The following is a 23,815-nucleotide window of genomic DNA, read 5'->3' as shown; positions in this document are numbered from 1 at the left end:
GCGTCATCCTCTTATCGCGGGGCGCGCGGAATCGGGTCTTCCGCATCCAGGTTGTCGAAAAGCAGCGCCCGCGGATTGTCGTTGAGCGTGCGCGTCAGCGGCTGAAGATCGCGCATCAAACGATCGAGGCGCTCGATGGCCGACGTCAGATCCTGATAGGCCGGCGACGAAGGCGAAAGCCCTTCGATCGTCGTGCGCAGATCCTCGAGCGTAGCGTTGACGTTGCCACCCAGTGCCTGGGTGTCCGGGTCGCTCAAAATGGCGTTGAGCGATGAGCTCACCTCGCGCACCTCGTTGAGCACGCTTTCCGACGCCTGCAGGTTGCGATCGAGCCCGGCCAGTAGTGGCTCCACCTCGAGCGCGTTGAGCTTGTCCAGAAGGCTCGTGACCTGGGCCTGAATCTGGGCGAAGCCGCCAGCGACGGTGGGGAAGATAGTGCGCTCGGAGAAGGTCTCGTTGACGTGCTGCCCGGCCAGGTCGCGCTGGAAGTTGAGGTCGACGAACAGCGCACCGGTCAGCAAATTGCCGTTTTTGAGCGAGGCGCGAAGGCCCAGATCGAACATGCGATCAAAGCGCGCCTCCCATTCTTCGAGGTCGATATCCTCGCTTTCGATGCCCAGGCGTTGGGGTTCGATGCGGATCAGCACCGGAATGGCGAACTGTGCCCGAGAGTTGGGCTGTGGTGCAGTGAAGTTCCAGGGCACCGCGGCCACGGTGCCCATGCGCACGCCGCGAAACTCCACCGGCGCGCCGCGCGAAAGCCCGCGCACGGTGTCGTCCACCAGCAGCACGTACTCAAGATAGCGGTTGAAGGTGCCTTCTCGGGCGTCGTCCTCGTCGGCGTAGAGCGTAAAGCGGGCGTTGTTGGCCACCGGCCGCCCCATCGGCAGCTCCTCCGGCACGCCGAAGGTGACGCCGCCGCCCAACAGCGCTTCGAGGGATTCGACGTTGACCCGCACGCCGTCGGCGTCGAGACGAAAATCGATACCGCTGGCGCTCCAAAAGCGCGTGCTGTCGGTGACGAGCTGCGCGTAGGGCTCCTCGATGAAGATCTGATGCTGCATGGTGCGTGACTCTGCATCGAAGCGGTTGTCCTCGACCCGGCCCACGGTATAGCCCTGGTAGGATACCGGGTCACCCACGCGCAGCGAGTTGCCGAGCTGGCTGACCAGGCTAATCTGTAGCCCCGCCTGGCCTGCCACCGCCACCGGCGGCACGTCGCTTAGCTCGAACTCGCGCCGGGGCTCCTCGGAGCGCCCGGGCTGAAGCTGGATGTAGGCGCCGGAAAGCACCGTGCCGAGCCCGCTGATGCCTTCACGGCCGATACGCGGCTTGACCACCCAAAAGCGGCTATCCTCACGCAGCATCGCCTCGGCCTCGGGCTGAATACGCGCGCTCATCACCGCGTGGGAAAGGTCGTCGGAAAGCCGCACGCTCTGCACGATGCCGATCTCCACGTTGCGGCTTCGAATCAGAGTGCTGCCGGCCTCGATGCCCTCGGCATTGTTGCTGGTCAGCGTAATCAGCGTTCCTCGGCTGGTGTAGTTGTCGTAGACCAGCCACAACCCGATCACCAGCGCGACGATCGGCACGATCCAAATGGGCGACAGGCGTGTCTGACGAGACGATTTGGCCCGATGCTGCTCGTTCTCTTCGGGTGGGGGGGTGTCGAGTTGCGGTGAATCCTCAGCCATCCACTGATTCCTTGGTCGCTATTTTAAACCGGGTGTTGAGCCTGTGCCTGGTTGGGCGCGGGGGTGGGGTGTCCCACAGAAGGCGCGGGTCGAAAGCCATCGCGGCGAGCATGGTTAGCACGACCACTGCGCCAAAGGCAAGCGCGGCGGGGCCCGGGGTGATCGACATCAGCGAGCCCGCGCGAATCAGCGCCACCAGAATGGCGACCACGAAGACGTCGACCATCGACCAGCGGCCGATGAACTCGGTCAATCGGTAGAGCCGAGTACGGCTTTGCGCCCTGAGCTCGTCGCTTCGCCTGGCGATCAGGCAAAGCCAGGCCAGGGCGAAGAGCTTACCCACCGGGACGATGACGCTGGCAATGAAAATGACTGCCGCGACCGGCCAGGAACCCATCTGAATGAGTTGCACCACGCCGCCGATGATAGTCGATGGCGAACTCGAGCCTAGGCTTGTGGTGGTCATGATAGGGTAAACGTTGGCCGGAATATACATGACCGTGGCGGCGAAGAGCAGCGCCCAGGTGCGCTGTAAACTGTGCGGCACGCGCCGGTGCAGCGTCTCGTGACAGCGCTGGCAGCGCACCTTGCCCTTTGCCGGCAGCCGGTTGATCAGCCCGCAGGTTGGGCAACCCGTCACGCCCTGGCCGGCGGCGGTGGTGCCGGTCAGCGTGCCTTCCGGGGCCAGCGGCTCGCCTTCCAGTGAAAACCACATCCAGTCGGCGTCCAGCGACTGGCTGGTCTTGAGCAAAAGTATGGCGAAGATACAAAAGGCCCAGAAGGAGATGCCCAGATGAATCTGGGCGAGCCCGGCGACCTTGATCAGGCTCACCAGCGCGCCGATGATGAAGACATCCGCCATCATCCAGGGAAGAAAGTGGGCGAGCGAGCGGGCGATATCACGGCTATAGGGCATGTGGCGGCCGCGCAGCAGCCCGTACTGCAACCACATGACGCCAAACAGGTAGAGCGCCGGCAGCACGGCGATGGTCATGATGACCGCGATGGCCACCAACGGCTGGTGAAAGTTGATCAGCGTGGTGGCGGTCTGGGTCAGCTCGATGCGGTTACTCACGCCGCTGACGTTGAAGCTAACGAAGGGGAACGACACCGCCACCAGCAGCGCCACGAACGCCGCGATCGCTAGTGCCATGCTGCGCTGGGCCGGGTAGCGGTTACGCTTGACCAGGGTGTGCAAGCAGCGCGGGCAGGACGCCTTTTCACCAGAGCCCAGCGGCGGCAGAGCGCTGACCCAGTCACATTCATGACAGGCGCGCAGGCGCCGGCGTGTTAGCCGCGTCTCTGGCGGCAACGTATCGACTAGCGGCGGTGAAAGTGCCACGGTAGGGCGTTTCTTGAACTGGTAGTAGCGCAATTCGCTCGTCTCGACAATGCTTTGGGTTCGATTAATACGTTGAGCGGTCAGGGCTGTCAAACGTCGCCGACCGCCTCATAAACAAAATAGCCTAAACGGTCGATGCACACTTGACCCGCGACACTGGCTGAATAACGATGCGGGCGCTTTTGCCTCTTTTATATCCCTGACGAAGGACTTCGTATGCTGCTCGCTGCTTTGGCGGTCGTGATTGGTCTGGTACTGCTCATCTGGAGCGCGGAAAAATTCATCGAGGGGGCCGCGGCGACCTCGCGCTGGCTCGGGCTTTCGCCGTTGTTGATCGGGATGCTGGTCATCGGCTTCGGCACCTCGGCCCCGGAAATGATGGTCTCGGTGCTGGCGGCGCTTCAGGGCAACCCGGGCCTTGCCGTCGGTAACGCCTACGGCTCCAACATTGCCAATATCGGCCTGGTGCTGGGTTTCATTGCGCTGCTGGCCCCGCTTGCCGTGCACTCGAGCGTGATTCGCAAGGAAATGCCGCTTCTGGTCATCGTTATGGCGCTGACCGGCTACATGCTGTTCGACGGCTGGGTATCGCGGCTCGAGGCGGTAGTGCTGCTGGTAGCGCTTACGCTGTTCATCGGCTACAGCATCTGGCATTCGCGCACTCAGCAGCAGGACCCGCTGGTCGAAGAGGTGACCCAAAACCTCGATGCCCAGCCCATGTCCAAAGGCAAGTCGGTCGCCTGGACGCTGATCGGGCTAGTGCTTTTGATCGTCAGCTCGCGGATGCTGGTGTGGGGCGCGGTCGAGATCGCCCAGGCCTTCGGTGTCAGCGATCTGATCATCGGCTTGACCGTGGTGGCGGTGGGCACCTCGCTTCCCGAGCTCGCCTCGTCGATCAGCGCGCTGCGCCGAGGCGAACACGATATGGTGCTGGGCAATGTCGTCGGCTCGAATCTTTTCAATAGTTTGGCGGTGGTGGGACTTGCCGGTGTGATCACACCGATCGAGGCCGGGCGCGAGGTGCTGGTGCGCGACTGGAGTGTGATGACCTGCATGACACTTTTGATGGTGCTGTTCGCGTTTTCCTGGCGCGGAAGGCCGCGGCGAATCAACCGGTTGGAAGGCGGTGTGCTGTTCGCAGCCTTCGTTGGCTACACCGCGTACATGGTCAGCGTGGTGGTCATGAGCTGAGCAATATCACGATAAATTGATGTGCGTCATTGCGACACATCATTGGCACCGAGCAGCCCGTGTAACCCGGGCGTTGACGCAGTAAGATGAAAGCGTGAGTAAAAATTAGCCTGGCCATTGCAACGGTCAATACCTTCCTGACACGACCAGGCTTTTGTTACCCATGGGCGCGCCTTACTTTTCCCCGGTTTCAGGAGAGTGTCATGGAACTCGACCCCTTGATGTTGTCGCGAATACAGTTCGCCTTCGTCGTCTGTTTTCACACGATCTTCCCCGTCTTCACCATAGGGCTTGCGTCCTACATCGCGCTGCTTCACGGACTCTTTTTCAAGACTCAGAACCCGGCCTGGGATCGGTTGGCGCTGTTCTGGACAAGAGTCTTCGCCGTGGTGTTCGCCATGGGCGTGGTGTCGGGCATCGTCATGTCCTTCCAGTTTGGCACCAACTGGAGCAACTTCTCGCTGGCGGCGTCCAACTTTATCGGCCCGGTGCTGAGCTACGAAGTCGTGACCGCCTTCTTTCTCGAAGCGGCCTTTCTCGGCATTCTGCTCTTTGGTCGCGGCAAGGTGCCGGAGGGCGTCCACCTGTTCGCGGCCACCATGGTTGCGGTGGGTACCTTCATTTCCGCGTTCTGGATTCTCGCTGCCAATAGCTGGATGCATACGCCGGCCGGCGTGGAGCTGATCGATAACCGCTTCCACGTGACGTCCTGGAGCGCGGCGATCTTCAACCCCTCCTTCCCGTACCGCTTCGCCCACATGGCGGTGGCCTCGTTCATTACCGGCGGGTTCGTGGTGGCCGGCGTGAGTGCCTGGTTCTTGCTGCGCGGCCGCGACGTGGCAGCCAATCGCCGGGCGCTTTCCATGTGTTTGTGGCTTTTGATGGTGCTCACGCCGGCTCAGGCGGTGATCGGTGATTATCACGGCCTCAATACGCTCGAGCATCAGCCGACCAAAGTAGCGGCGATGGAAGGGCACTGGGAAACCAGCGGCAACGTACCGCTATTGCTGTTCGCGATTCCGGATCAGCAGGCCCAGGAGAACCACTTCGAAGTGGGCATTCCCAACCTTGCCAGCATCATCTTGACCCACACCCTCGACGGCGAGATTCCCGGCATCAGCGAAGCCCCGCCCGAAGAGCAGCCGCCGGTCGCGCTGGTGTTCTGGTCGTTTCGCGTGATGGTGGGCCTTGGCCTTGTCATGATCGCCGTTGCCTTCGCCGGCCTGCTTCTGCGCCGCCGGGCCCGGGTCTATGAGAACACGCTGTATTTGAAAGTGCTGGTCGGCATGATCGCCACGCCGTTTCTGGCGGTGCTGGCCGGCTGGATCGTCACTGAATCCGGCCGCGCCCCTTGGCTTGTATACGGCATGATGACCCACGCCGAGGGCCTGACACCTTCCTTGACCGGCGGCATGGCGCTGTTCTCGCTCACCGGTTACGTGCTGGTTTACGCCGTGGTGTTCTACGCCGGCATCTATTATCTCACCCGCGTGGTGCGCAACGGCATGCTGCCCCACGACGCCCGGGCAGAGGTCGACCCGGACGCCGACCGTCCCAAGCGCCCACTTTCCGCCGCGCATACCCCCTTTGACGACGACGTTGAGCCGGTCAGGAGCTAATCATGGAAATGTTCGATCTCTCTATCATATGGGCTGTGATCATCGGGTTTGGCGTCATCATGTATGTGTTGATGGACGGCTTCGACCTGGGGATAGGCATTCTTTTTCCCTTCGCCCCGGACGAGGATGCCCGGGACGTCATGATGAACTCCGTCGCCCCGGTGTGGGATGGCAACGAAACCTGGCTGGTGCTGGGCGGCGCGGGGCTTTTAGGCGCCTTTCCGCTGGTCTACTCGGTCTTTCTGCCCGCGCTCTACATTGGCGTGTTCCTGCTGCTGGCGGGGCTGATCTTCCGCGGTATCGCTTTTGAATTTCGCTTCAAGTCACGGCGCAACCGCCGCTGGTGGAACCGTGCGTTCTGCTGGGGCTCGGCGGTCGCGGCGTTCGCTCAGGGCGCGGTGGTCGGCGCCTATATTCAGGGCTTCCCTGTCGAGGACTTCGTCTACACCGGCGGCGCATTCGATTGGCTGACCCCGTTCTCCGTTCTTACCGGGCTTGGGCTGATGGCAGGCTATGCGCTTTTGGGTGCGACCTGGCTGATCATGAAATCCGAAGGCTATATCCAGGCGTGGGCCTACCGGATCACGCCGATGCTGCTGGCGGGCGTACTGATCGTATTCGCGATCATCAGCCTCTGGACGCCGTTCATCGACGGGCTGGTGTGGGAGCGCTGGTTCGGCCAGCTGCGCTTTATCTGGATCTTCCCGACGCTGGCGCTGCTGTGCGCGTTCATCGTTTTTCGAAGCGTCCAGCACAAGCGTGAAGGCGTTCCGTTCGTGGCCACTGTAGGGATCTATGTGTTTACCTATCTTGGCCTGATTTTCAGCAAGTGGCCGGTGATCGTACCGCCGAACTACACGCTGTGGGACGCCGCCTCGGCGCCGGAATCACAGCTTTTCTTGCTGATTGGCGTGCTCTTCGTCATTCCAGTCGTGCTGACCTATACCGCCTGGACCTATTGGGTGTTCCGCGGCAAGGTTCGCGTTGGCGAGGGGTACCACTAACCCCATGAGATCGGCACCTCCATCCCCTGCGACCCTGACGCCGCGCCAGTGGCTCAAGCAACTGGCCCTGGCTGAGAAGAAAAGGCTTTCGGGCGCGGCGGTGTGCGGGGTGCTGGCCGGGGCTAGTACCACCGGCCTGCTGGTGGGGCTGGCTTGGCTCGTCGATCAGATTCTCGTACACGCCCGACCGCTGTCAGGGCTTTCGAGCATTTTTTTAATGCTTTTGGCGTTGGTGGGCCTTCGCGCGGCGCTCCAGTGGGGCCAGGAGGTGCTGGCGTTCGAGGCGAGCCTTCGCATTCGCCAGCGAGTGAGAACATCGCTTCTGGACAAGCTTGCCACGCTCGGCCCGCTCTGGCTCACCCATCATCAAAGCGGGGCGCTGGCCACTCAGCTGGTCGAACACGTCGATGCGCTGGAGGGCTATTTCGCGCGCTTTCACCCCCAGCTTCGCATCGTGCTGATACTGCCGCTGCTGATTGCGGCGGTCGTCGGTGCGCTCGATTACGTCGTGGTCATCTTTTTGCTCCTGTCGGCGCCACTGATTCCGCTGTTCATGGCGCTGGTAGGCATGGGCGCCGAGCGGATGAACCGCGAGCAGTTTAGCGCCGTCTCGAGACTCTCTGCTCACTTCGTCGACCGGGTGCGCGGCATGAGTACGCTACAGCTATTCGGGCGCACGGCGAAAGCGCGCAGGGATGTCTGGTACGCCACCGACGAATACCGGCGGCTGTCGATGAAAACCTTGCGCCTGGCGTTTCTCTCCTCGGCGGTGCTCGAGTTCTTCGCCTCGGTGGCCATCGCGGTGGTGGCGATGTACGTGGGCTTTGGGCTTTTGGGCTATCTCGATTTCGGCCCGGCGGCGTCGCTTTCGCTCTTCTCCGGGCTTGCCGTACTGCTGCTGGCGCCGGAGTTTTTCCAGCCGCTGCGCACGCTTTCTCAGCACTACCACGACCGGGCAACGGCGCTGGGTGCCGCGGAAAGTCTAGTATTCATTCTCAACGAGCCCGACTGGATGCCTCAAACGCATGTTGTGCCTCGACATGACCCAGCGCTTTGCGAGTTGAAAGGCGTTTCGGTGGGCTATCCCCAGCGCGACGCCATTTTATCGCACGTTGATCTCGCCATCGCACAAGGCGATATCCTGGCGCTCACCGGCGCTTCCGGTAGCGGTAAGTCATCGCTTCTGGCGCTGCTGGCGGGCTTTATGGCGCCACAGGAAGGCGCGCTCTATCGCCGCTCGGACCAGATCGCCTGGCTCGACCAAAGCCCGTGTCTGATTCAGGGAAGCCTTGCGGAAAATCTGAGACTCGCCAATCCCGAAGCGGGCGAGAGGGCGCTATTGGACGCGCTCGCTCGGGCAGGGCTTGGGGAGCTTCTCACCGCGCTGCCTCAGGGGCTCGAAACGCCTCTGGGCGAGCGGGGTGTTGGGCTTTCCGGCGGGCAGGCGCAGCGGCTGGCGCTGGCGCGGGTCTATCTCAGCGCCGCGCCGCTGGTGCTGCTCGACGAGCCGACCTCGAATCTCGATGCCGCCACCGAGGCGCTGGTGATCGATGCGCTCAAGGCCTGGGCCAGGGATGGGCGTACGCTGGTGATCGCCACGCACCACCCGCAGGTGCTGACGATCGCCACCCGCCATCTTCACTGCGACGGCGGCCGCGTTTTGGAGGTCACGCCATGAAAGAGCTGATCTGCGCTTTTCGCCCCTGGATTTTTCTGCTGACAAGGCGCCGGCGCGTTTTTTTGATCGGCGCGGCGCTGATGCTGACAACGGTTTTGGCAGGGCTTGCGCTGTTGGGACTTTCGGGCTGGTTCATCACCGCCTGCGCTTTCGCCGGCATGGCGCTGGCGGCGGGGCTGCCCTCGACGCTGGATATCTACGTTCCCGGCGGCGGTATCCGCTTTTTTGCCCTGCTTCGCACCGTCGCGCGCTATGTCGAGCGTTTATATAACCACAACGCGGTGTTGACGCTGCTGGCGGATCTGCGCTTCAAGGTATTTGGTTACCTGACCCATCTGGACGCCGCCTCCTTGAGCCGACGCCGCGCAGGCGATTGGCTGACCCGGCTCACCGCCGATATCGATACCCTCGATAACTTCTACCTGCGCCTGTTAATGCCGCCGCTGGTCGCGCTGCTGGCGATCGGTTTGCTGTCCCTTTTCATTGCGCTTTGGCTGCCGGGGCTTGCGGTGATCGTGGGGATGAGTCTTGGCGCGCTGTGGATGGTGCTTACGTTTGGCTTCGCCTGGGCTGGGTTTCGCCAGAGCCATCAGCAGGTGCGCGATCAGAGTGCGCTGCGTAACCGGGTGCTCGACCAGATCCAGGCCAGCGCCGAGCTTGAAAGCTACCAAACCAGGCGTTGGCACCAGATGCATATCGAAGCGCTGGAGGCCGGTGCCAGCGCCAATCAGCGTCGGCTGGCGGCGAAGGCGGCGCTGGGTAACGCGCTGATCCTGCTCGTTACGGGCGTGCTTTTAATCGGGGTGCTCTGGTTTTTAAGCCAGGCCGCGCTCGTCGACGATATCGCATCGCCGGTGGCGATCATGCTGCTGCTGGTCGTGCTCGGCGCCGGTGAGCTCTTCACAGCGCTTCCGTCTGCGTTCATCAAGCTCGGGGCAAGTTACGCAAGCGTTCGGCGCCTCAATCAGCTAACGCCGAAGGCCGTTTCTGACGAGCAACCTTGCGCGATATTTCCAGAAGGTTCTCCTGGGGTCAGTGTGACGCTGAGTGACGCTGGCTATACCTATCCGGCCATGTTGGCGCCGGCGCTATCAGGGATCTCGCTGAAAGTGCCTGCCGGTGCGCGCGTGGCGATTACCGGCGCATCCGGGGCGGGCAAGTCGACGCTCGCTCATCTAATTCTCGGGAGACTGGTGCCGAGTAGCGGAAGTGTGACGGTGGGGGGGCAGGCGCCTTGCGCGCTTTTAAATGATGAGCGCGCCAGCGGCTTCGCCTTTCTCTCCCAGCAGGTCGATCTTTTCGATGCCACCCTTGCCGATAATCTTCGCCTGGCCAACGAGTCCGCCGACGATGAAGCGCTTTGGCAGGCGCTCGAGCGCGTGGCGTTGGCTGATTGGGTGCGCCGCGAGCCCGAGGGACTTCAAACACCCGTGGGGGAGAAGGGGCGCAAGCTCTCCGGTGGCCAGGCCCGGCGCGTAGCGCTGGCACGTCTTTTTCTGCGAAATCCAGACGTCGTGCTGCTGGATGAACCCTTCGCCGGCGTCGACAGTGACACCGCTCGCCACCTGGCGGCGTCGCTCGATCAGTGGCTCGTGGGTCGAACGGCGATCTACTTCGTTCACCAGATCGACGATGTATCGCTGCTTCCGGGGCTCACGTATAGTCGTTCCCTTTGCCACGGTCAGCTGAATTCGGCCAGCGTTTGATGCCGTATCTTTCAAGAGGGGAAATCATGTACGAGTACCTGCGCCAACTGCCCAAGACCGAACTTCACCTGCATATCGAAGGGTCGCTCGAGCCGGAGCTGATGTTTCGCCTCGCCAAACGCAACGGTATCGCGCTCGATTACGCGAGCGTCGAGGACGTCAAGGCAGCGTACCGGTTCGATAACCTGCAGGGATTTCTGAATCTCTACTACCAGGGCATGAACGTACTGCGCACCCGTGAGGATTTTTATGATCTCGCGATCGACTATTTCAAGCGCGCAAGCGATGAAGGCGTGGTGCATATCGACATGCACTTCGACCCGCAGGCGCACCTGGTTCGCGGCGTGGCGCTGGATGAGGTAATGGAGGGGCTCTTTCGGGCGAAAGAGGAGGCCGAGGCGTCGTTGGATCTGTCAATTGGCATGATCATGGCATTTCTACGCGACCGCTCTCAAGAAGAAGCACTCGAGGTGTTCGAGCAGGCCGCTCCCTACTGGACACGGCTCGACGCCATTGGCCTGGATAGTGCTGAGCGCGACAATCCGCCGGTCAAGTTCAAGGCATTGTTCGAGCGCGCCGCTAAAGAAGGATTGGCGCTGGTCGCCCACGCCGGCGAAGAGGGGCCGGCGGACTACATCCGCCAGGCGCTTGATGAGCTCAAGATAACGCGGGTGGATCACGGTGTCCGCTGCCTGGACGATAGCGAGCTGGTCGAGCGTCTTCGAAGCGAACAAGTCGTGCTGACCGTTTGCCCTCTTTCGAACGTTTGCCTGAAAGTGATCGACGAGCTTGGCGAGCATCCGCTTCCTGCGCTCATCGAAGAGGGGTTGAAAGTCACCATCAGTTCCGATGACCCGGCCTATTTCGGCGGTGGGTTGCTGGCCAATCATGTTGCTTGTCGTGATGCCTTCGGCTGGGACGAGTCCGTGTTCAAGGCGCTCAATCGCAACGCGCTGGAAGAAGCCTTCATTGCCGAGCCGCGCCGTAAAGCGTTGCTCCAGCGCCTCGATTCCATAGGCGAGTGATAAAAAGTGCGCTATAGGGTTGACGTATAACCATAAGTGAGTAGAATACGCCCCACATCGAACGGGCAGCGCCCTTCGGTCAGCTCTTTAACAATTTGATCAGGCAATTCATGTGGGCGTTTGCCGATGAGGGTGACAAGTCACCTTATATCAAGGCAGACGAACACAGCGATACCCTTCGGGGTATCACGGTAAATTCGTTTGAACCTTGAGCCAGGATTGATTCGCCTCTGCGTCATGTCGTCGTATGTGGGGCAGGCAAGAATCACACTGATTTTAAACTGAAGAGTTTGATCATGGCTCAGATTGAACGCTGGCGGCAGGCTTAACACATGCAAGTCGAGCGGCAGCACGGGAAGCTTGCTTCCTGGTGGCGAGCGGCGGACGGGTGAGTAATGCATGGGAATCCACCCGATAGTGGGGGATAACCTGGGGAAACCCAGGCTAATACCGCATACGTCCTACGGGAGAAAGGGGGCTTCGGCTCCCGCTATCGGACGAGCCCATGTCGGATTAGCTAGCTGGTGAGGTAACGGCTCACCAGGGCGACGATCCGTAGCTGGTCTGAGAGGATGATCAGCCACATCGGGACTGAGACACGGCCCGAACTCCTACGGGAGGCAGCAGTGGGGAATATTGGACAATGGGCGCAAGCCTGATCCAGCCATGCCGCGTGTGTGAAGAAGGCCCTCGGGTTGTAAAGCACTTTCAGTGGGGAAGAAGGCCTGCCGGTTAATACCCGTCAGGAAGGACATCACCCACAGAAGAAGCACCGGCTAACTCCGTGCCAGCAGCCGCGGTAATACGGAGGGTGCAAGCGTTAATCGGAATTACTGGGCGTAAAGCGCGCGTAGGTGGCTTGACAAGCCGGTTGTGAAAGCCCCGGGCTCAACCTGGGAACGGCATCCGGAACTGTCAGGCTAGAGTGCAGGAGAGGAAGGTGGAATTCCCGGTGTAGCGGTGAAATGCGTAGAGATCGGGAGGAATACCAGTGGCGAAGGCGGCCTTCTGGACTGACACTGACACTGAGGTGCGAAAGCGTGGGTAGCAAACAGGATTAGATACCCTGGTAGTCCACGCCGTAAACGATGTCGACCAGCCGTTGGGTGCCTTGTGCACCTTGTGGCGAAGTTAACGCGATAAGTCGACCGCCTGGGGAGTACGGCCGCAAGGTTAAAACTCAAATGAATTGACGGGGGCCCGCACAAGCGGTGGAGCATGTGGTTTAATTCGATGCAACGCGAAGAACCTTACCTGCTCTTGACATCCTGCGAACCCGGAAGAGATTCCGGGGTGCCTTCGGGAACGCAGAGACAGGTGCTGCATGGCTGTCGTCAGCTCGTGTTGTGAAATGTTGGGTTAAGTCCCGTAACGAGCGCAACCCTTGTCCCTATTTGCCAGCGCGTAATGGCGGGAACTCTAGGGAGACTGCCGGTGACAAACCGGAGGAAGGTGGGGACGACGTCAAGTCATCATGGCCCTTACGAGCAGGGCTACACACGTGCTACAATGGCCGGTACAAAGGGCAGCGAACTCGCGAGAGCAAGCGAATCCCGAAAAGCCGGTCTCAGTCCGGATCGGAGTCTGCAACTCGACTCCGTGAAGTCGGAATCGCTAGTAATCGTGGATCAGAATGCCACGGTGAATACGTTCCCGGGCCTTGTACACACCGCCCGTCACACCATGGGAGTGGACTGCACCAGAAGTGGTTAGCTTAACCCTCGGGAAAGCGATCACCACGGTGTGGTTCATGACTGGGGTGAAGTCGTAACAAGGTAGCCGTAGGGGAACCTGCGGCTGGATCACCTCCTTAAACGATGCGTCATCCTCGCGGTAAACGTCCACAATGAATTGCCTGATCAAGTGATAGAGCAAACGGTTTGGCACGATCCCCTCTTGGGTCTGTAGCTCAGTTGGTTAGAGCGCACCCCTGATAAGGGTGAGGTCGGCAGTTCAAGTCTGCCCAGACCCACCAGATTCCCGTAATGCCCGCATTAAAAAGCTCTTCGTATGGTGGTCTGTACGTTGTTGCGTTTTGTTGTGTCTCACGGAAATTGATGGCAAGAGGTGAAATTGCAAAACGATGGGGCCATAGCTCAGCTGGGAGAGCGCCTGCCTTGCACGCAGGAGGTCAGCGGTTCGATCCCGCTTGGCTCCACCATTATCTCGTTGCCGTGTTGTTGTACCGTTTGTTGTTTTGTGATCATTGACAAGGCAGGGTTTTAAAAGCCGTCTTGTCACTGTTCATCGAACAGTCGCTCTTTAACAATGTATATCATGCTGACAGTATCGAATGACGATACGGTGACATGGGCTTCGGCTCCTGTGATCGTGACGTGATCTCGATACGCAATTGTTTTGTGATACGTCTCAAGCGTATCCGGCAATCGTTGTCATTGCGGGCCCGGACTCCTTCGGGTTATAGGGTCAAGCAATGAAGCGCACACGGTGGATGCCTAGGCAGCCAGAGGCGATGAAAGACGTGGAAGCCTGCGATAAGGTTCGGTGAGGTGGCAAACGACCTGTGACCCGAACATCTCTGAATGGGGAAACCCACCGACCACAAGGTCGGTATCGTATCCTGAATACATAGGGATACGAGGCGAACCGGGGGAACTGAAACATCTAAGTACCCCGAGGAAAAGAAATCAACCGAGATTCCCCCAGTAGCGGCGAGCGAACGGGGACCAGCCCTTAAGTTGTGCAATCGATAGGCGAACAGTCTGGGAAGTCTGACCATAGCGGGTGATAGTCCCGTAGCCGAAATCCGAGCACAGTGAAATCGAGTAGGTCGGGGCACGAGAAACCCTGATTGAAGACGGGGGGACCATCCTCCAAGGCTAAATACTCCTGGCTGACCGATAGTGAACCAGTACCGTGAGGGAAAGGCGAAAAGAACCCCGGCGAGGGGAGTGAAATAGATCCTGAAACCGTGTGCGTACAAGCAGTGGGAGCAGACTTGTTCTGTGACTGCGTACCTTTTGTATAATGGGTCAGCGACTTATATTCAGTGGCGAGCTTAACCGAATAGGGGAGGCGTAGAGAAATCGAGTCTTAACTGGGCGACCAGTCGCTGGATATAGACCCGAAACCGGGCGATCTATCCATGAGCAGGGTGAAGGTTGAGTAACATCAACTGGAGGCCCGAACCAGGATCTGTTGAAAAAGATTTGGATGACTTGTGGATCGGAGTGAAAGGCTAATCAAGCCCGGAGATAGCTGGTTCTCCTCGAAAGCTATTTAGGTAGCGCCTCACGTATCACCACCGGGGGTAGAGCACTGTTTCGGCTAGGGGGTCATCCCGACTTACCAACCCGAGGCAAACTCCGAATACCGGTGAGTGCAGCGTGGGAGACACACGGCGGGTGCTAACGTCCGTCGTGAAAAGGGAAACAACCCGGACCGTCAGCTAAGGTCCCCAAATCCTGGTTAAGTGGGAAACGATGTGGGAAGGCTCAGACAGCCAGGAGGTTGGCTTAGAAGCAGCCATCCTTTAAAGAAAGCGTAATAGCTCACTGGTCGAGTCGGCCTGCGCGGAAGATGTAACGGGGCTAAACCAGGTACCGAAGCTACGGGTTCATCCTCTGGATGAGCGGTAGAGGAGCGTCGTGTACGCCGATGAAGGTGGATCGAGAGGTCTGCTGGAGGTATCACGAGTGCGAATGCTGACATGAGTAACGATAAGGGGAGTGAAAAACTCCCCCGCCGGAAGACCAAGGGTTTCTGTTCGATGCTAATCAGAGCAGAGTGAGTCGGCCCCTAAGGCGAGGCCGAAAGGCGTAGTCGATGGGAAACGGGTCAATATTCCCGTACCGGACATGATTGCGATGGGGGGACGGAGAAGGCTAGGTGAGCCGGGCGCTGGTTGTCCCGGTGAAAGCAGGTAGGCTGAACGCTCAGGCAAATCCGGGCGTTCAAGGCCGAGATGCGAGACGAACTGACCACGGTCAGGAAGTCACTGATGCCACGCTTCCAGGAAAAGCCTCTAAGCTTCAGATCATGTGCGACCGTACCCCAAACCGACACAGGTGGTCAGGGTGAGAATCCCAAGGCGCTTGAGAGAACTCGGGTGAAGGAACTAGGCAAAATGGTGCCGTAACTTCGGGAGAAGGCACGCCGGCGTAGGGTAGAGGGACTTGCTCCCCGAGCCCGAACCGGCCGAAGATACCAGGTGGCTGCAACTGTTTAGTAAAAACACAGCACTCTGCCAACGCGCAAGCGGACGTATAGGGTGTGACGCCTGCCCGGTGCCGGAAGGTTAAGTGATGGTGTTAGCCCTCGGGCGAAGCTCCTGATCGAAGCCCCGGTAAACGGCGGCCGTAACTATAACGGTCCTAAGGTAGCGAAATTCCTTGTCGGGTAAGTTCCGACCTGCACGAATGGCGTAATGATGGCCACGCTGTCTCCACCCGAGACTCAGTGAAATTGAAATCGCCGTGAAGATGCGGTGTACCCGCGGCTAGACGGAAAGACCCCGTGAACCTTTACTATAGCTTCACACTGGATACTGATGTTGCCTGTGTAGGATAGCCGGGAGGCTAGGAACTCCGGACGCCAGTTCGGAGGGAGCCACCCTTGAAATACCGGCCTGGCATCATTGGTGTTCTCACTCCGACCCGTTATCCGGGTCGAGGACAGTGTGTGGTGGGTAGTTTGACTGGGGCGGTCTCCTCCCAAAGAGTAACGGAGGAGCACGAAGGTACCCTCAGCACGGTCGGACATCGTGCAATGAGTGCAAGAGCATAAGGGTGCTTGACTGCGAGACAGACACGTCGAGCAGGTGCGAAAGCAGGTTCTAGTGATCCGGTGGTTCTGTATGGAAGGGCCATCGCTCAACGGATAAAAGGTACTCCGGGGATAACAGGCTGATACCGCCCAAGAGTTCACATCGACGGCGGTGTTTGGCACCTCGATGTCGGCTCATCACATCCTGGGGCTGAAGTCGGTCCCAAGGGTATGGCTGTTCGCCATTTAAAGTGGTACGCGAGCTGGGTTTAGAACGTCGTGAGACAGTTCGGTCCCTATCTGCCGTGGGCGTTGGATGTTTGAGAAGGGCTGCTCCTAGTACGAGAGGACCGGAGTGGACGCACCTCTGGTGTTCCGGTTGTCACGCCAGTGGCATTGCCGGGTAGCTATGTGCGGACGGGATAACCGCTGAAAGCATCTAAGCGGGAAGCCCCCTTCAAGATGAGACATCCCCGAGGCCTCGAGCCTCCTGAAGGGCCCAGCGAGACCAGCTGGTTGATAGGCACGGTGTGGACGCACCGCAAGGTGTTGAGCTAACGTGTACTAATGGCCCGTGAGGCTTGACCCTATAACACCCAAGGGGTTCGGCCCGCAGTGACAACGAAGCAATAACCGGATACGCACGAACATGAAGCGAGAGGCTTCATGTCGAACGGGACGATCACGAAACCGTCAGCCGATATACATTGACAGTTACGCCTGACGACCATGGCTTGCGTGAACCACCCGATCCCTTGCCGAACTCGGAAGTGAAACCGCAACGCGCCGATGGTAGTGTGGGGTCTCCCCATGCGAGAGTAGGTTATCGTCAGGCACCTATTCGAAAAAGCCCCGAGCACTCTGTGTTCGGGGCTTTTTTTTATGCGTGAAGGAGAGGGCCGGTGGAGAGCAGAGCGGCCGCGCCGCACTGCCGGTTAAAGTCTGTTTCTACAACAACCCATCACGGCTATGCTGGCACTCGCCGTTCGCCCAGGTCTCGAAAATGGCGCGATCGTCTGCCAGCATCATGAGCGCGAAAAGGCGCTCGCCTAACGTGCTGCAGCGGCGAATGCGGCGGCTCAATAGTTCGGTGGCATTTGGATCAACCACAACGAAGTCCGCCTCGAGACCAGGCTTTAGTTGGCCAATTTTTTGGTCGAGCGAGAGCGTTTTGGCGTTCCCATGGGTCAGGCCATAAAAACCCTGCCATGCGGTGAGCGGCTGATTGTTGAGTTGGCCTACCTGATAGGCACTTTTAAGCGTCGCAAAGCCGGTCAAGTCGGTGCCGGCGCCAATGTCGCTTGCGTAGGTGAACGCCATGTCCGCGCGGGCTGCCGCGTCACGATCGAAAAGACCACTGCCCAAAAACAGATTGGAGCTGGGACAGAAGGCGATGTTGGCTCCCTGAGCGGCCAGGCGCTCACGCATACTGTCATCCAGGTGTACGCCGTGGGCAAACGTACTTTTAGGCCCCACGAGCCCGGCGCGTTCGTAAACGGCCAGATAGTCCTGACTGTCGGGAAAGAGCTCTGCCACCCAGGCAAGCTCGCCGCGATTTTCCGCCAAATGGGTTTGAAGCCAAAGCGTTGGGTCACTGCGCAAAAGCGCACCCGCAGCATCCATTTGCGCTTTTGTCGAGGTCGGTGCGAAACGAGGCGTGACGCTATAGCCCAGCCGCTCCCGTCCGTGCCAATCGGCGATCAGTCGCTCGGTATCCTGGATGCCGGTTGTGCCATCGAGAAGCGCCTCGGGCGCGTTGCGATCCATCATTACCTTGCCACCCAGCATACGTAGTCCGCGTGTCTGGCAGGCACCGAAGAAAGCGTCCATGGAGATCGCGTGGCTCGAGCCGAATACCTGGGCGGTCGTCGTTCCCGCGCGCAACATTTCGTTCAGAAACGCTTGCGAAAGCGCCTCGGCGTGCTCGGCACTTTGGAAACGACACTCCTCGGGAAAGGTGTACTCGTTGAGCCAGTCGAGTAGCTGTCGGCCGTAGGAAGCCATGATATCGAGCTGCACGTAATGGACATGGCTGTCGATAAAGCCCGGCATGATCAGCTTGTCGCTGTGATCGATGATATCCACGCCGGCGGGAAGCTCGCTGGAAAGCTCGTTAAAACGACCTACCGCGTGAATCAGTCCCTCCCTGAGCCATAAAAGACCGTCTTCGAAATGCTCGACACTGCCAGCAGCGGGCCGGTCCTGGGCGCCCGGAGGCTTGGCGAAACTCAAAAGTTCGGCGCGGATAAACGTATTCTGGGTCACGGTCAGGTCACTTGAACGGGTTGATGATCGTTGAAAAATGCGCGAAGCGGGGCGCTTTCGAGCCCTCGGGTGGCGCTATCAGGAGAAGTATCGATAAGCCATAAAAGCTCGGTCACTGCCGTAAGCGCGATGGCGTAGGGTGATTTGTGGTTCAGCTTGGCACCGTTGAACGCGCCAATCGGGCTGCGTACACGCTCAATAGAGGCAGGCGAATAACCCGCTCGCTGAAGTCTGCCTGTGAAACTGGCCCACTTGCTTTCGGAACCGATCAGGCCGATCGAGGCGATATCATCGCGCTCAATGAGTGCTTCGATCAGAGCGTAGTCCTCATCGTGGCTGTGGGTCATCACCAGCGCGTGACAGCCCGACGGTAGCGCGTTGACGCGTTGGCCTACGTTCTCGAGGGGTAACAGCGACAGACGAGGCGACTCAGGCGTCAAAGGTAGCGTGTCTGGGCGGCTATCGCACCAGTAGCGCTGCCAGTCGAGCGGATCGGTAAGCTCTATCACGTGTCGTCCGATATGGCCCGCACCAAACACCGCCAAGTGAGTTTGCGTACCCGGAAACACTTCCAGCAGAACGTTGACGAAGCCACCGCAGCACTGACCACTTCGCCCGCCAAGCGCGAACGCCTCCAGATGAAAGCCGGCTTTGTCCTGCTCCAGATAGCGCCGCGCCGCCTGAATGGTCTGCCACTCGAAGGTACCGCCGCCCAGGGTATCGAAGACGTGATCCGAGGTGACGATCATGCGTGCACCGGGTTCACGAGGGGTCGAGCCCTGAGCGGTCACCTGAGTAGCCAGTACGTGCGGCGTGCCGTTTTGTTGGCAATCGTGCAGCGCGGCATGCCAAGGCGTATTTGCGGCGCCGCTCATAGCGCTTTGGGCCTGATGGCCTGAGCGGCCAGCATGACCCGCTCGGGGGTTGCCGGGGTGTCCAGTGCCGGCGAGCATTGATAGTGCGTCAGGCTCGACAGCGCGTCGCGCAGCGCCGACCAGACGCTGATGCCCAGCATGAAGGGCGGCTCGCCTACCGCTTTGGAGCGATAAAGGCTCGCCATCGAGTTAGGGTGGCCCTCCATGAGCGAGACATTGAAGACCGGCGGCAAGTCGCCAAAGGTGGGAATCTTGTAGGTGGCCGCGCTGCTGCTTAAAAGCGCCCCCTTGTCGCTCCACTTGAGCTCTTCACTGGTCAGCCAACCCATCGCCTGGATAAAGCCCCCTTCGACCTGACCAATATCGATCGCCGGATTGAGCGCATCCCCGACATCGTGGAGCACATCGACCCGATCGACCCGGTACTCACCGCTCAGTGTGTCAACGCTTACTTCAGAAACGGCGGCGCCGAAGGCGAAGTAGTAGAAGGGACGGCCCTGGCCCATCGAGCGGTCGTAATGAATCAGTGGGGTAGCGTAAAAGCCTTTCTCGGAAAGCGAGACCCGGTTGAGGTAGGCGGTTTGCACCAGCTCCCCCCAAGGCAGGTGATATTCGCTTTCGCCAAATCCGGCGATCAGCTCACCCTCCTCCAGGCGCATGCCTTCGCGATCCAAACCGCCTTCGAAATGGGCGGCGGCAAAATCGAACAGGCGCTCACGCAGGCGGCTCGCCGCGTCGCGCGCCGCCATGCCATTCAAATCCGCGCCGCTAGACGCCGCTGTGGGTGAGGTGTTGGGCACCTTGTCGGTACGCGTGGCGCTGATGCGCACGTCGTCAAGATCGAGCCCCAGCTCGCGGGCGACGACCTGACAGATCTTGGTGTGAAGACCCTGGCCCATTTCGGTGCCACCGTGATTGATCATCACGCTGCCGTCGGTATAGACGTGTAAAAGGGCGCCGGCCTGATTGAGGTGCTGTGCGGTGAACGAAATACCGAACTTCACCGGCGTGAGCGCCAGCCCTTTTTTGATAACCGGGCTCGAGGCGTTGAACGCAGTCATGGCATTACGACGTGCCCAATAATCGCTGTCTTTTTCGAGCTTTTCGACCAGCGTATGCAGCAACGCAATTTGATCGACGGTTTGCCCATAATGCGTCGTCTCACAACCCTTGCGGTAGAAGTTGCGTTTGCGAACGGTCAAAGGGTCTTCGCCGATCTGGCGAGCGATATCATCCATCGCCGCTTCGATCGCCATCATTCCCTGGGGGCCGCCAAAACCGCGAAAAGCGGTGTTGGACGCCGTGTGGGTTTTCGCCCGGTGCCCGGTCACGCGGGCGTTGCCCAGCGAATAGGCATTATCGGCGTGAAACATGGCCCGATCGACAATAGCGTCTGAAAGATCTGGCGAATAGCCGCAGTCGCCAATCACGGTGATATCACCGCCCTGAATGACGCCGCGTTCATCGATGGCCAAACGGTAGCGGTTGTGAAAAGGGTGACGCTTGCCGGTGACCTGCATATCGGCGGTGCGCGGTAGCCGCAGGCGGGTGGCGCGGCCCGTGCGTCGTGCGATGATGGCCGCGATGCATGCCCAGGGTGAGGCTTGCGTCTCCTTGCCGCCGAAACCGCCGCCCATGCGGCGCACCTCGACGGTGACCGCGTGAAAAGGGATACCCAATACCTCGGCGACCAGCTTCTGCGTTTCGCTGGGGTGCTGGTTGGAAGTATGGACCAGAACACCTTCGTCCTCGGTGGGAAACACTACGCAGGCTTGGCCTTCTAGATAAAGATGCTCCTGTCCGCCGACGAACAGCGTGCCTTCAACGAGCGTTTGCGCGTGCGCAAGGGTTGTTTGCCAATCGCCGCGTTCCTGGACGTGAGTCGGGCGTACCAGCTCACCCTGTTCGACGGCGGCCACCGGGTCGAGGAGGGCGGGGCGCTCATCGATTTCGATAGTGGCGAGTGTCACCGCGCGCCGCGCCGCCTGAAAGGAGGTCGCCGCGACGGCAAACAGACATTGGCCGGCGTAACTGACATCGCGGTCGACGAAAATCGGGTCGCCCGGAAAGACCGGGCCGATGTCAGTGTGGCCCGGCACATCGGCAAAGGTGATAACGTCCACCACGCCTTCAGCCTGACGCACCGCGTCGAGCTCGAGTGTCGTCAGCGTGCCAAACGCCGCTGGTGACAGGCCAAGCGCTACGTGTAGCGCATCTTCCGGTGTCTTGAGGTCATCGATGTAGCTCGCCTTGCCGGTTACATGCTTGCGAGCACTTTCGTGATGGCTCGACGAGCCGGCCTGACGCCGTCCGTCGCTGTCAACGGTGTGGCGCGCCAGGGGCCCGGAGCCCTTGATGTGATCGTCGAGTTCGCGCCGGGCGTGACGGCTTTCGCTATCGAGCTTAGTGAGCGTACGCATGAATCATGACCTCTTGAGTGGGCATGGTGAGCGTCAGGTAAAGCCGCTCCAGCAGATTGGCTGCCGCCTGTTCACGGTAGTGGCTGCTACCCCGCACATCCGACATGGGCTCGAAATCCTTGGCCAACGCCCGCTGCGCCGCTTGAAAACTCGCCTGAGTCACCGGTTGGCCTTCGAGCGCGGCTTCAGCGTGTAACGCACGTTTCGAGATGGCGGCCATGCCGCCAAAGCCAAGGCGTACCTGGCTAAGAACGCCATCGTCGATAGCATAGTGAAAGGCGCCAAGAACGGCGGAAATATCGTCTTCACGGCGTTTGGAGAGCTTCCAGACGCGCAGCGTTGCGTGCTCGGTCAGCGCAGGAATGAATATACGGCTGACCACCTCGTCGCTTTGCAGGGCGGTTTTTTTATAATCGATAAAAAAGCTTTCGAGCGGCAGACTGCGCGCGCCGCTCGGCCCCGCGATTTCGAGCCAGGCCCCCAGTGCCAAAAGCACCGGCGGCGTATCGCCGATAGGAGAGGCGTTGGCAATGTTACCGCCCAGCGTGCCGCGGTTTCGAATCTGGCGAGAGCCCAGCCGGGAGAGCAGGTGGGCAAACGCAGGGAAATGGCGCTCGAAAAGCGTTTCAAGCTCGGTATACGTCACCGCCGCGCCGATCCACCAGCCTGGCCGGGACGGGTCGTCACTCGCCTCGATATGGCGTAACTCATCCACCCGGGTCACATCGATCAGCTGATTGAGCGCCTTGAGCTGCTGGGTGTTCTCAAGCCACAGATCGGTGGCGCCGGCCACCAGCCGTGCGTTTGGATGACGCGCGCGTAGCGTCAGCAGCGCATCGAGCGAAGTGGGGCTTTTAAAAAAGAGTGCGTCACCCGGCGGGTCGTTGGATGGCATCGATTGTGCGGCAGAGCTGGCGGCATCGAGCCAGACCGGCGACTGCCAGCGCATGGTTTGCATCTGAAGTGCCGCATCGCGAATGGGGCGGTAGCCGGTGCAGCGGCAGAGATTTCCCCCCAGCGCTTCTTCCAGTACCCGATGGCTAAAAGGCGCTTTGAGCGCATTTCCCTGATAGAGGGTAAAAAGCGACATGACAATGCCCGGCGTGCAAAAGCCGCACTGACTGGCATGACCCTCGATCATCGTCTGCTGGGCGGGATGTAGTCCTTTAGCCGTTTCGAGCCCTTCAACGGTCACCAACAGTTTGTCTTGCAGTTGATGCGCTGGCGTAATGCAGGCGTTGACGCTAGCAAAGTCCGCGTTCGGCGCATTAGCGTCGCGTAGGGCAACGGTGCAGGCGCCGCAGTCGCCAGAGGCACAGCCTTCCTTGGTGCCGGTGTACCCAAGCGTATCGCGTAGCAGGTTGAGCGCGCTGGTATCCGGCGCTACGTTACAGCGTTTCAACACGCCATTGAGCAAAAACTCGACGCTTGCCATGGTCGTCCCTCTTTTTTGTTCTGACCAATCGGTCAATACGCTAGAGCTTGGGTTAAAATAAATCGATGTGCAAGACTTTGTTGGGTGCCCTCAAACGGTGCTGGGGCGCGCTTTTTTAGTGCGTTTCATCGGCCGTTATCAAAGCAGCCGCCACCGTTGTTCAACGCTCAAGGAAGCCCTATGAAAAGCTCCCGACAAACCCCGAAGGAGAGAGGCGGGCGTGAGGCCCAGGAGAAGGCCATTCTGGACGCGGCCGAGTGCGTTTTCGCGCTGCACGGCTACCGCGGAGCGAGCCTGCAGGCCATCGCCGACCGGGCCGGCCTTCCAAAGGCCAACATTCTTTACTACATGGGAAACAAGCAGGCGCTATATCTCAAGCTATTGGGCCGGATGATGACGCGCTGGAACGCGGTGATCGACGATATCACCCCGCAATCCGATCCGCGCGAGGTGCTCGGTCGCTTTATTTGCACCAAAATCGAGCTCGGCCAGCGCTATCCCGAGGGCTCACGTCTGTTCGCCGCGGAAATTCTGGCCGGGGCGCCATTTCTCGAGCACTACCTGGAAGGCGAGCTCAGGGCCTGGGTCGAAAGTCGCGCCGCCGTGATCAAAGCCTGGTCGGCGATGGGGAAAATGGACGATGTCGACCCACGCTATCTGATATTTCTGATCTGGTCGTCGACCCAGCACTACGCCGACTATGGCGCTCAGGTGAATGCCATCCTCGGGCGTGAGCGCTTGAGTCACACAGACATTGCCGATATCAGCGCTTTCCTGGAGCGAGTCATTTTGAAAGGGTGCGGTATTGGGTGAGCGTTACCTGCTCTTGACGTACA

The 23,815-nt window shown here is 59.9% G+C and carries 13 protein-coding genes, 2 tRNA genes and 3 rRNA genes; 12 read left to right on the top strand and 6 right to left on the bottom strand.

What is annotated here, in order from left to right; all coding sequences use genetic code 11:
* Window positions 1-11: 11 nt before the first annotated feature.
* Together pqiB and RN347_RS09235 are read right to left on the bottom strand one after the other, a co-directional pair.
* Complete coding sequence (pqiB, locus tag RN347_RS09240; RefSeq protein ID WP_311957983.1) at window positions 12-1,694, bottom strand: intermembrane transport protein PqiB; 1,683 nt, start codon at window positions 1,692-1,694, stop codon at window positions 12-14.
* Window positions 1,687-3,036 (bottom strand): paraquat-inducible protein A, encoded by a 1,350-nt coding sequence (locus tag RN347_RS09235; protein WP_263587079.1) that lies wholly within the window; start codon window positions 3,034-3,036, stop codon window positions 1,687-1,689. Before RN347_RS09235 ends, pqiB begins: the two co-directional genes overlap by 8 nt.
* A 216-nt stretch (window positions 3,037-3,252) precedes the next feature.
* On the opposite strand from RN347_RS09235, the gene RN347_RS09230 reads away from it, so the two are divergent.
* The 11 genes from RN347_RS09230 to rrf all read left to right on the top strand — a co-directional run bounded on the left by RN347_RS09230 (window position 3,253) and on the right by rrf (window position 16,819).
* Window positions 3,253-4,227 carry a calcium/sodium antiporter gene (locus RN347_RS09230; protein ID WP_263587080.1) on the top strand — a complete coding sequence of 325 codons (975 nt, stop codon included), beginning with the start codon at window positions 3,253-3,255 and terminating at the stop codon, window positions 4,225-4,227.
* Window positions 4,228-4,430: 203 nt separating this feature from the next.
* Window positions 4,431-5,846 (top strand): cytochrome ubiquinol oxidase subunit I, encoded by a 1,416-nt coding sequence (locus RN347_RS09225; RefSeq protein ID WP_311957982.1) that lies wholly within the window; start codon window positions 4,431-4,433, stop codon window positions 5,844-5,846.
* A gap of 2 nt (window positions 5,847-5,848) precedes the next feature.
* Window positions 5,849-6,850 (top strand): cytochrome d ubiquinol oxidase subunit II, encoded by a 1,002-nt coding sequence (gene cydB, locus RN347_RS09220; RefSeq protein ID WP_263587082.1) that lies wholly within the window; start codon window positions 5,849-5,851, stop codon window positions 6,848-6,850.
* A gap of 4 nt (window positions 6,851-6,854) precedes the next feature.
* Window positions 6,855-8,528 carry a thiol reductant ABC exporter subunit CydD gene (gene cydD / locus RN347_RS09215; RefSeq protein ID WP_311957981.1) on the top strand — a complete coding sequence of 558 codons (1,674 nt, stop codon included), beginning with the start codon at window positions 6,855-6,857 and terminating at the stop codon, window positions 8,526-8,528.
* Complete coding sequence (gene cydC, locus RN347_RS09210) at window positions 8,525-10,234, top strand: thiol reductant ABC exporter subunit CydC (RefSeq protein WP_311957980.1); 1,710 nt, start codon at window positions 8,525-8,527, stop codon at window positions 10,232-10,234. Before cydD ends, cydC begins: the two co-directional genes overlap by 4 nt.
* A gap of 26 nt (window positions 10,235-10,260) precedes the next feature.
* Entirely contained in the window at window positions 10,261-11,259 is a 999-nt protein-coding gene (locus tag RN347_RS09205) for an adenosine deaminase (protein ID WP_311957979.1), read from the top strand.
* Window positions 11,260-11,537: 278 nt separating this feature from the next.
* Window positions 11,538-13,072: ribosomal RNA gene (locus RN347_RS09200) — 16S ribosomal RNA — on the top strand.
* An 85-nt stretch (window positions 13,073-13,157) separates the two neighbouring features.
* Window positions 13,158-13,234, top strand: a tRNA-Ile gene (locus RN347_RS09195).
* A 110-nt stretch (window positions 13,235-13,344) separates the two neighbouring features.
* Window positions 13,345-13,420, top strand: a tRNA-Ala gene (locus tag RN347_RS09190).
* Between the two features lie 264 nt (window positions 13,421-13,684).
* Window positions 13,685-16,573 (top strand): 23S ribosomal RNA (locus RN347_RS09185).
* 130 nt (window positions 16,574-16,703) lie between these two features.
* A 5S ribosomal RNA gene (gene rrf / locus RN347_RS09180) occupies window positions 16,704-16,819 on the top strand.
* The 16S, 23S and 5S rRNA genes sit together here with 2 tRNA genes alongside, the layout of an rRNA operon.
* Before the next feature lie 113 nt (window positions 16,820-16,932).
* On the opposite strand, the gene guaD is transcribed toward rrf, so the two are convergent.
* The 4 genes from guaD to xdhA are packed head-to-tail and all read right to left on the bottom strand — an operon-like array spanning window position 16,933 to window position 22,979.
* Window positions 16,933-18,255, bottom strand: a complete 1,323-nt coding sequence (gene guaD / locus RN347_RS09175) for a guanine deaminase (RefSeq protein WP_311960840.1) — start codon at window positions 18,253-18,255, stop codon at window positions 16,933-16,935.
* Window positions 18,252-19,124 carry a xanthine dehydrogenase accessory protein XdhC gene (gene xdhC / locus RN347_RS09170; RefSeq protein WP_311957978.1) on the bottom strand — a complete coding sequence of 291 codons (873 nt, stop codon included), beginning with the start codon at window positions 19,122-19,124 and terminating at the stop codon, window positions 18,252-18,254. Before xdhC ends, guaD begins: the two co-directional genes overlap by 4 nt.
* Window positions 19,121-21,544 (bottom strand): xanthine dehydrogenase molybdopterin binding subunit, encoded by a 2,424-nt coding sequence (gene xdhB, locus RN347_RS09165; protein ID WP_311957977.1) that lies wholly within the window; start codon window positions 21,542-21,544, stop codon window positions 19,121-19,123. The genes xdhC and xdhB overlap by 4 nt, the downstream gene beginning before the upstream one ends.
* Complete coding sequence (xdhA, locus tag RN347_RS09160) at window positions 21,528-22,979, bottom strand: xanthine dehydrogenase small subunit (protein WP_311957976.1); 1,452 nt, start codon at window positions 22,977-22,979, stop codon at window positions 21,528-21,530. Before xdhA ends, xdhB begins: the two co-directional genes overlap by 17 nt.
* Before the next feature lie 180 nt (window positions 22,980-23,159).
* Between xdhA and RN347_RS09155 the strand changes: the two genes are divergently transcribed.
* Window positions 23,160-23,792 (top strand): TetR family transcriptional regulator C-terminal domain-containing protein, encoded by a 633-nt coding sequence (locus RN347_RS09155; RefSeq protein ID WP_311957975.1) that lies wholly within the window; start codon window positions 23,160-23,162, stop codon window positions 23,790-23,792.
* Window positions 23,793-23,815: the final 23 nt, after the last annotated feature.

Origin of the sequence: Halomonas sp. PAMB 3264 (genome assembly GCF_031954245.1) — a bacterium.
In the GTDB taxonomy this organism is placed as follows: Bacteria; Pseudomonadota; Gammaproteobacteria; order Pseudomonadales; family Halomonadaceae; genus Vreelandella.
This window is presented reverse-complemented; position numbering and strand designations above follow the sequence as displayed.

Excerpts from the sequence above, each read along its gene's own strand:
- xdhB (WP_311957977.1), bottom strand. The coding sequence starts at position 21,544 with ATGCGTACGCTCACTAAGCTCGATAGCGAAAGCCGTCACGCCCGGCGC.
- RN347_RS09225 (WP_311957982.1), top strand. The coding sequence starts at position 4,431 with ATGGAACTCGACCCCTTGATGTTGTCGCGAATACAGTTCGCCTTCGTC.
- cydD (WP_311957981.1), top strand. The coding sequence starts at position 6,855 with ATGAGATCGGCACCTCCATCCCCTGCGACCCTGACGCCGCGCCAGTGG.
- cydB (WP_263587082.1), top strand. The coding sequence starts at position 5,849 with ATGGAAATGTTCGATCTCTCTATCATATGGGCTGTGATCATCGGGTTT.
- pqiB (WP_311957983.1), bottom strand. The coding sequence starts at position 1,694 with ATGGCTGAGGATTCACCGCAACTCGACACCCCCCCACCCGAAGAGAAC.
- RN347_RS09155 (WP_311957975.1), top strand. The coding sequence starts at position 23,160 with ATGAAAAGCTCCCGACAAACCCCGAAGGAGAGAGGCGGGCGTGAGGCC.
- xdhC (WP_311957978.1), bottom strand. The coding sequence starts at position 19,124 with ATGAGCGGCGCCGCAAATACGCCTTGGCATGCCGCGCTGCACGATTGC.
- cydC (WP_311957980.1), top strand. The coding sequence starts at position 8,525 with ATGAAAGAGCTGATCTGCGCTTTTCGCCCCTGGATTTTTCTGCTGACA.
- RN347_RS09205 (WP_311957979.1), top strand. The coding sequence starts at position 10,261 with ATGTACGAGTACCTGCGCCAACTGCCCAAGACCGAACTTCACCTGCAT.
- xdhA (WP_311957976.1), bottom strand. The coding sequence starts at position 22,979 with ATGGCAAGCGTCGAGTTTTTGCTCAATGGCGTGTTGAAACGCTGTAAC.
- RN347_RS09230 (WP_263587080.1), top strand. The coding sequence starts at position 3,253 with ATGCTGCTCGCTGCTTTGGCGGTCGTGATTGGTCTGGTACTGCTCATC.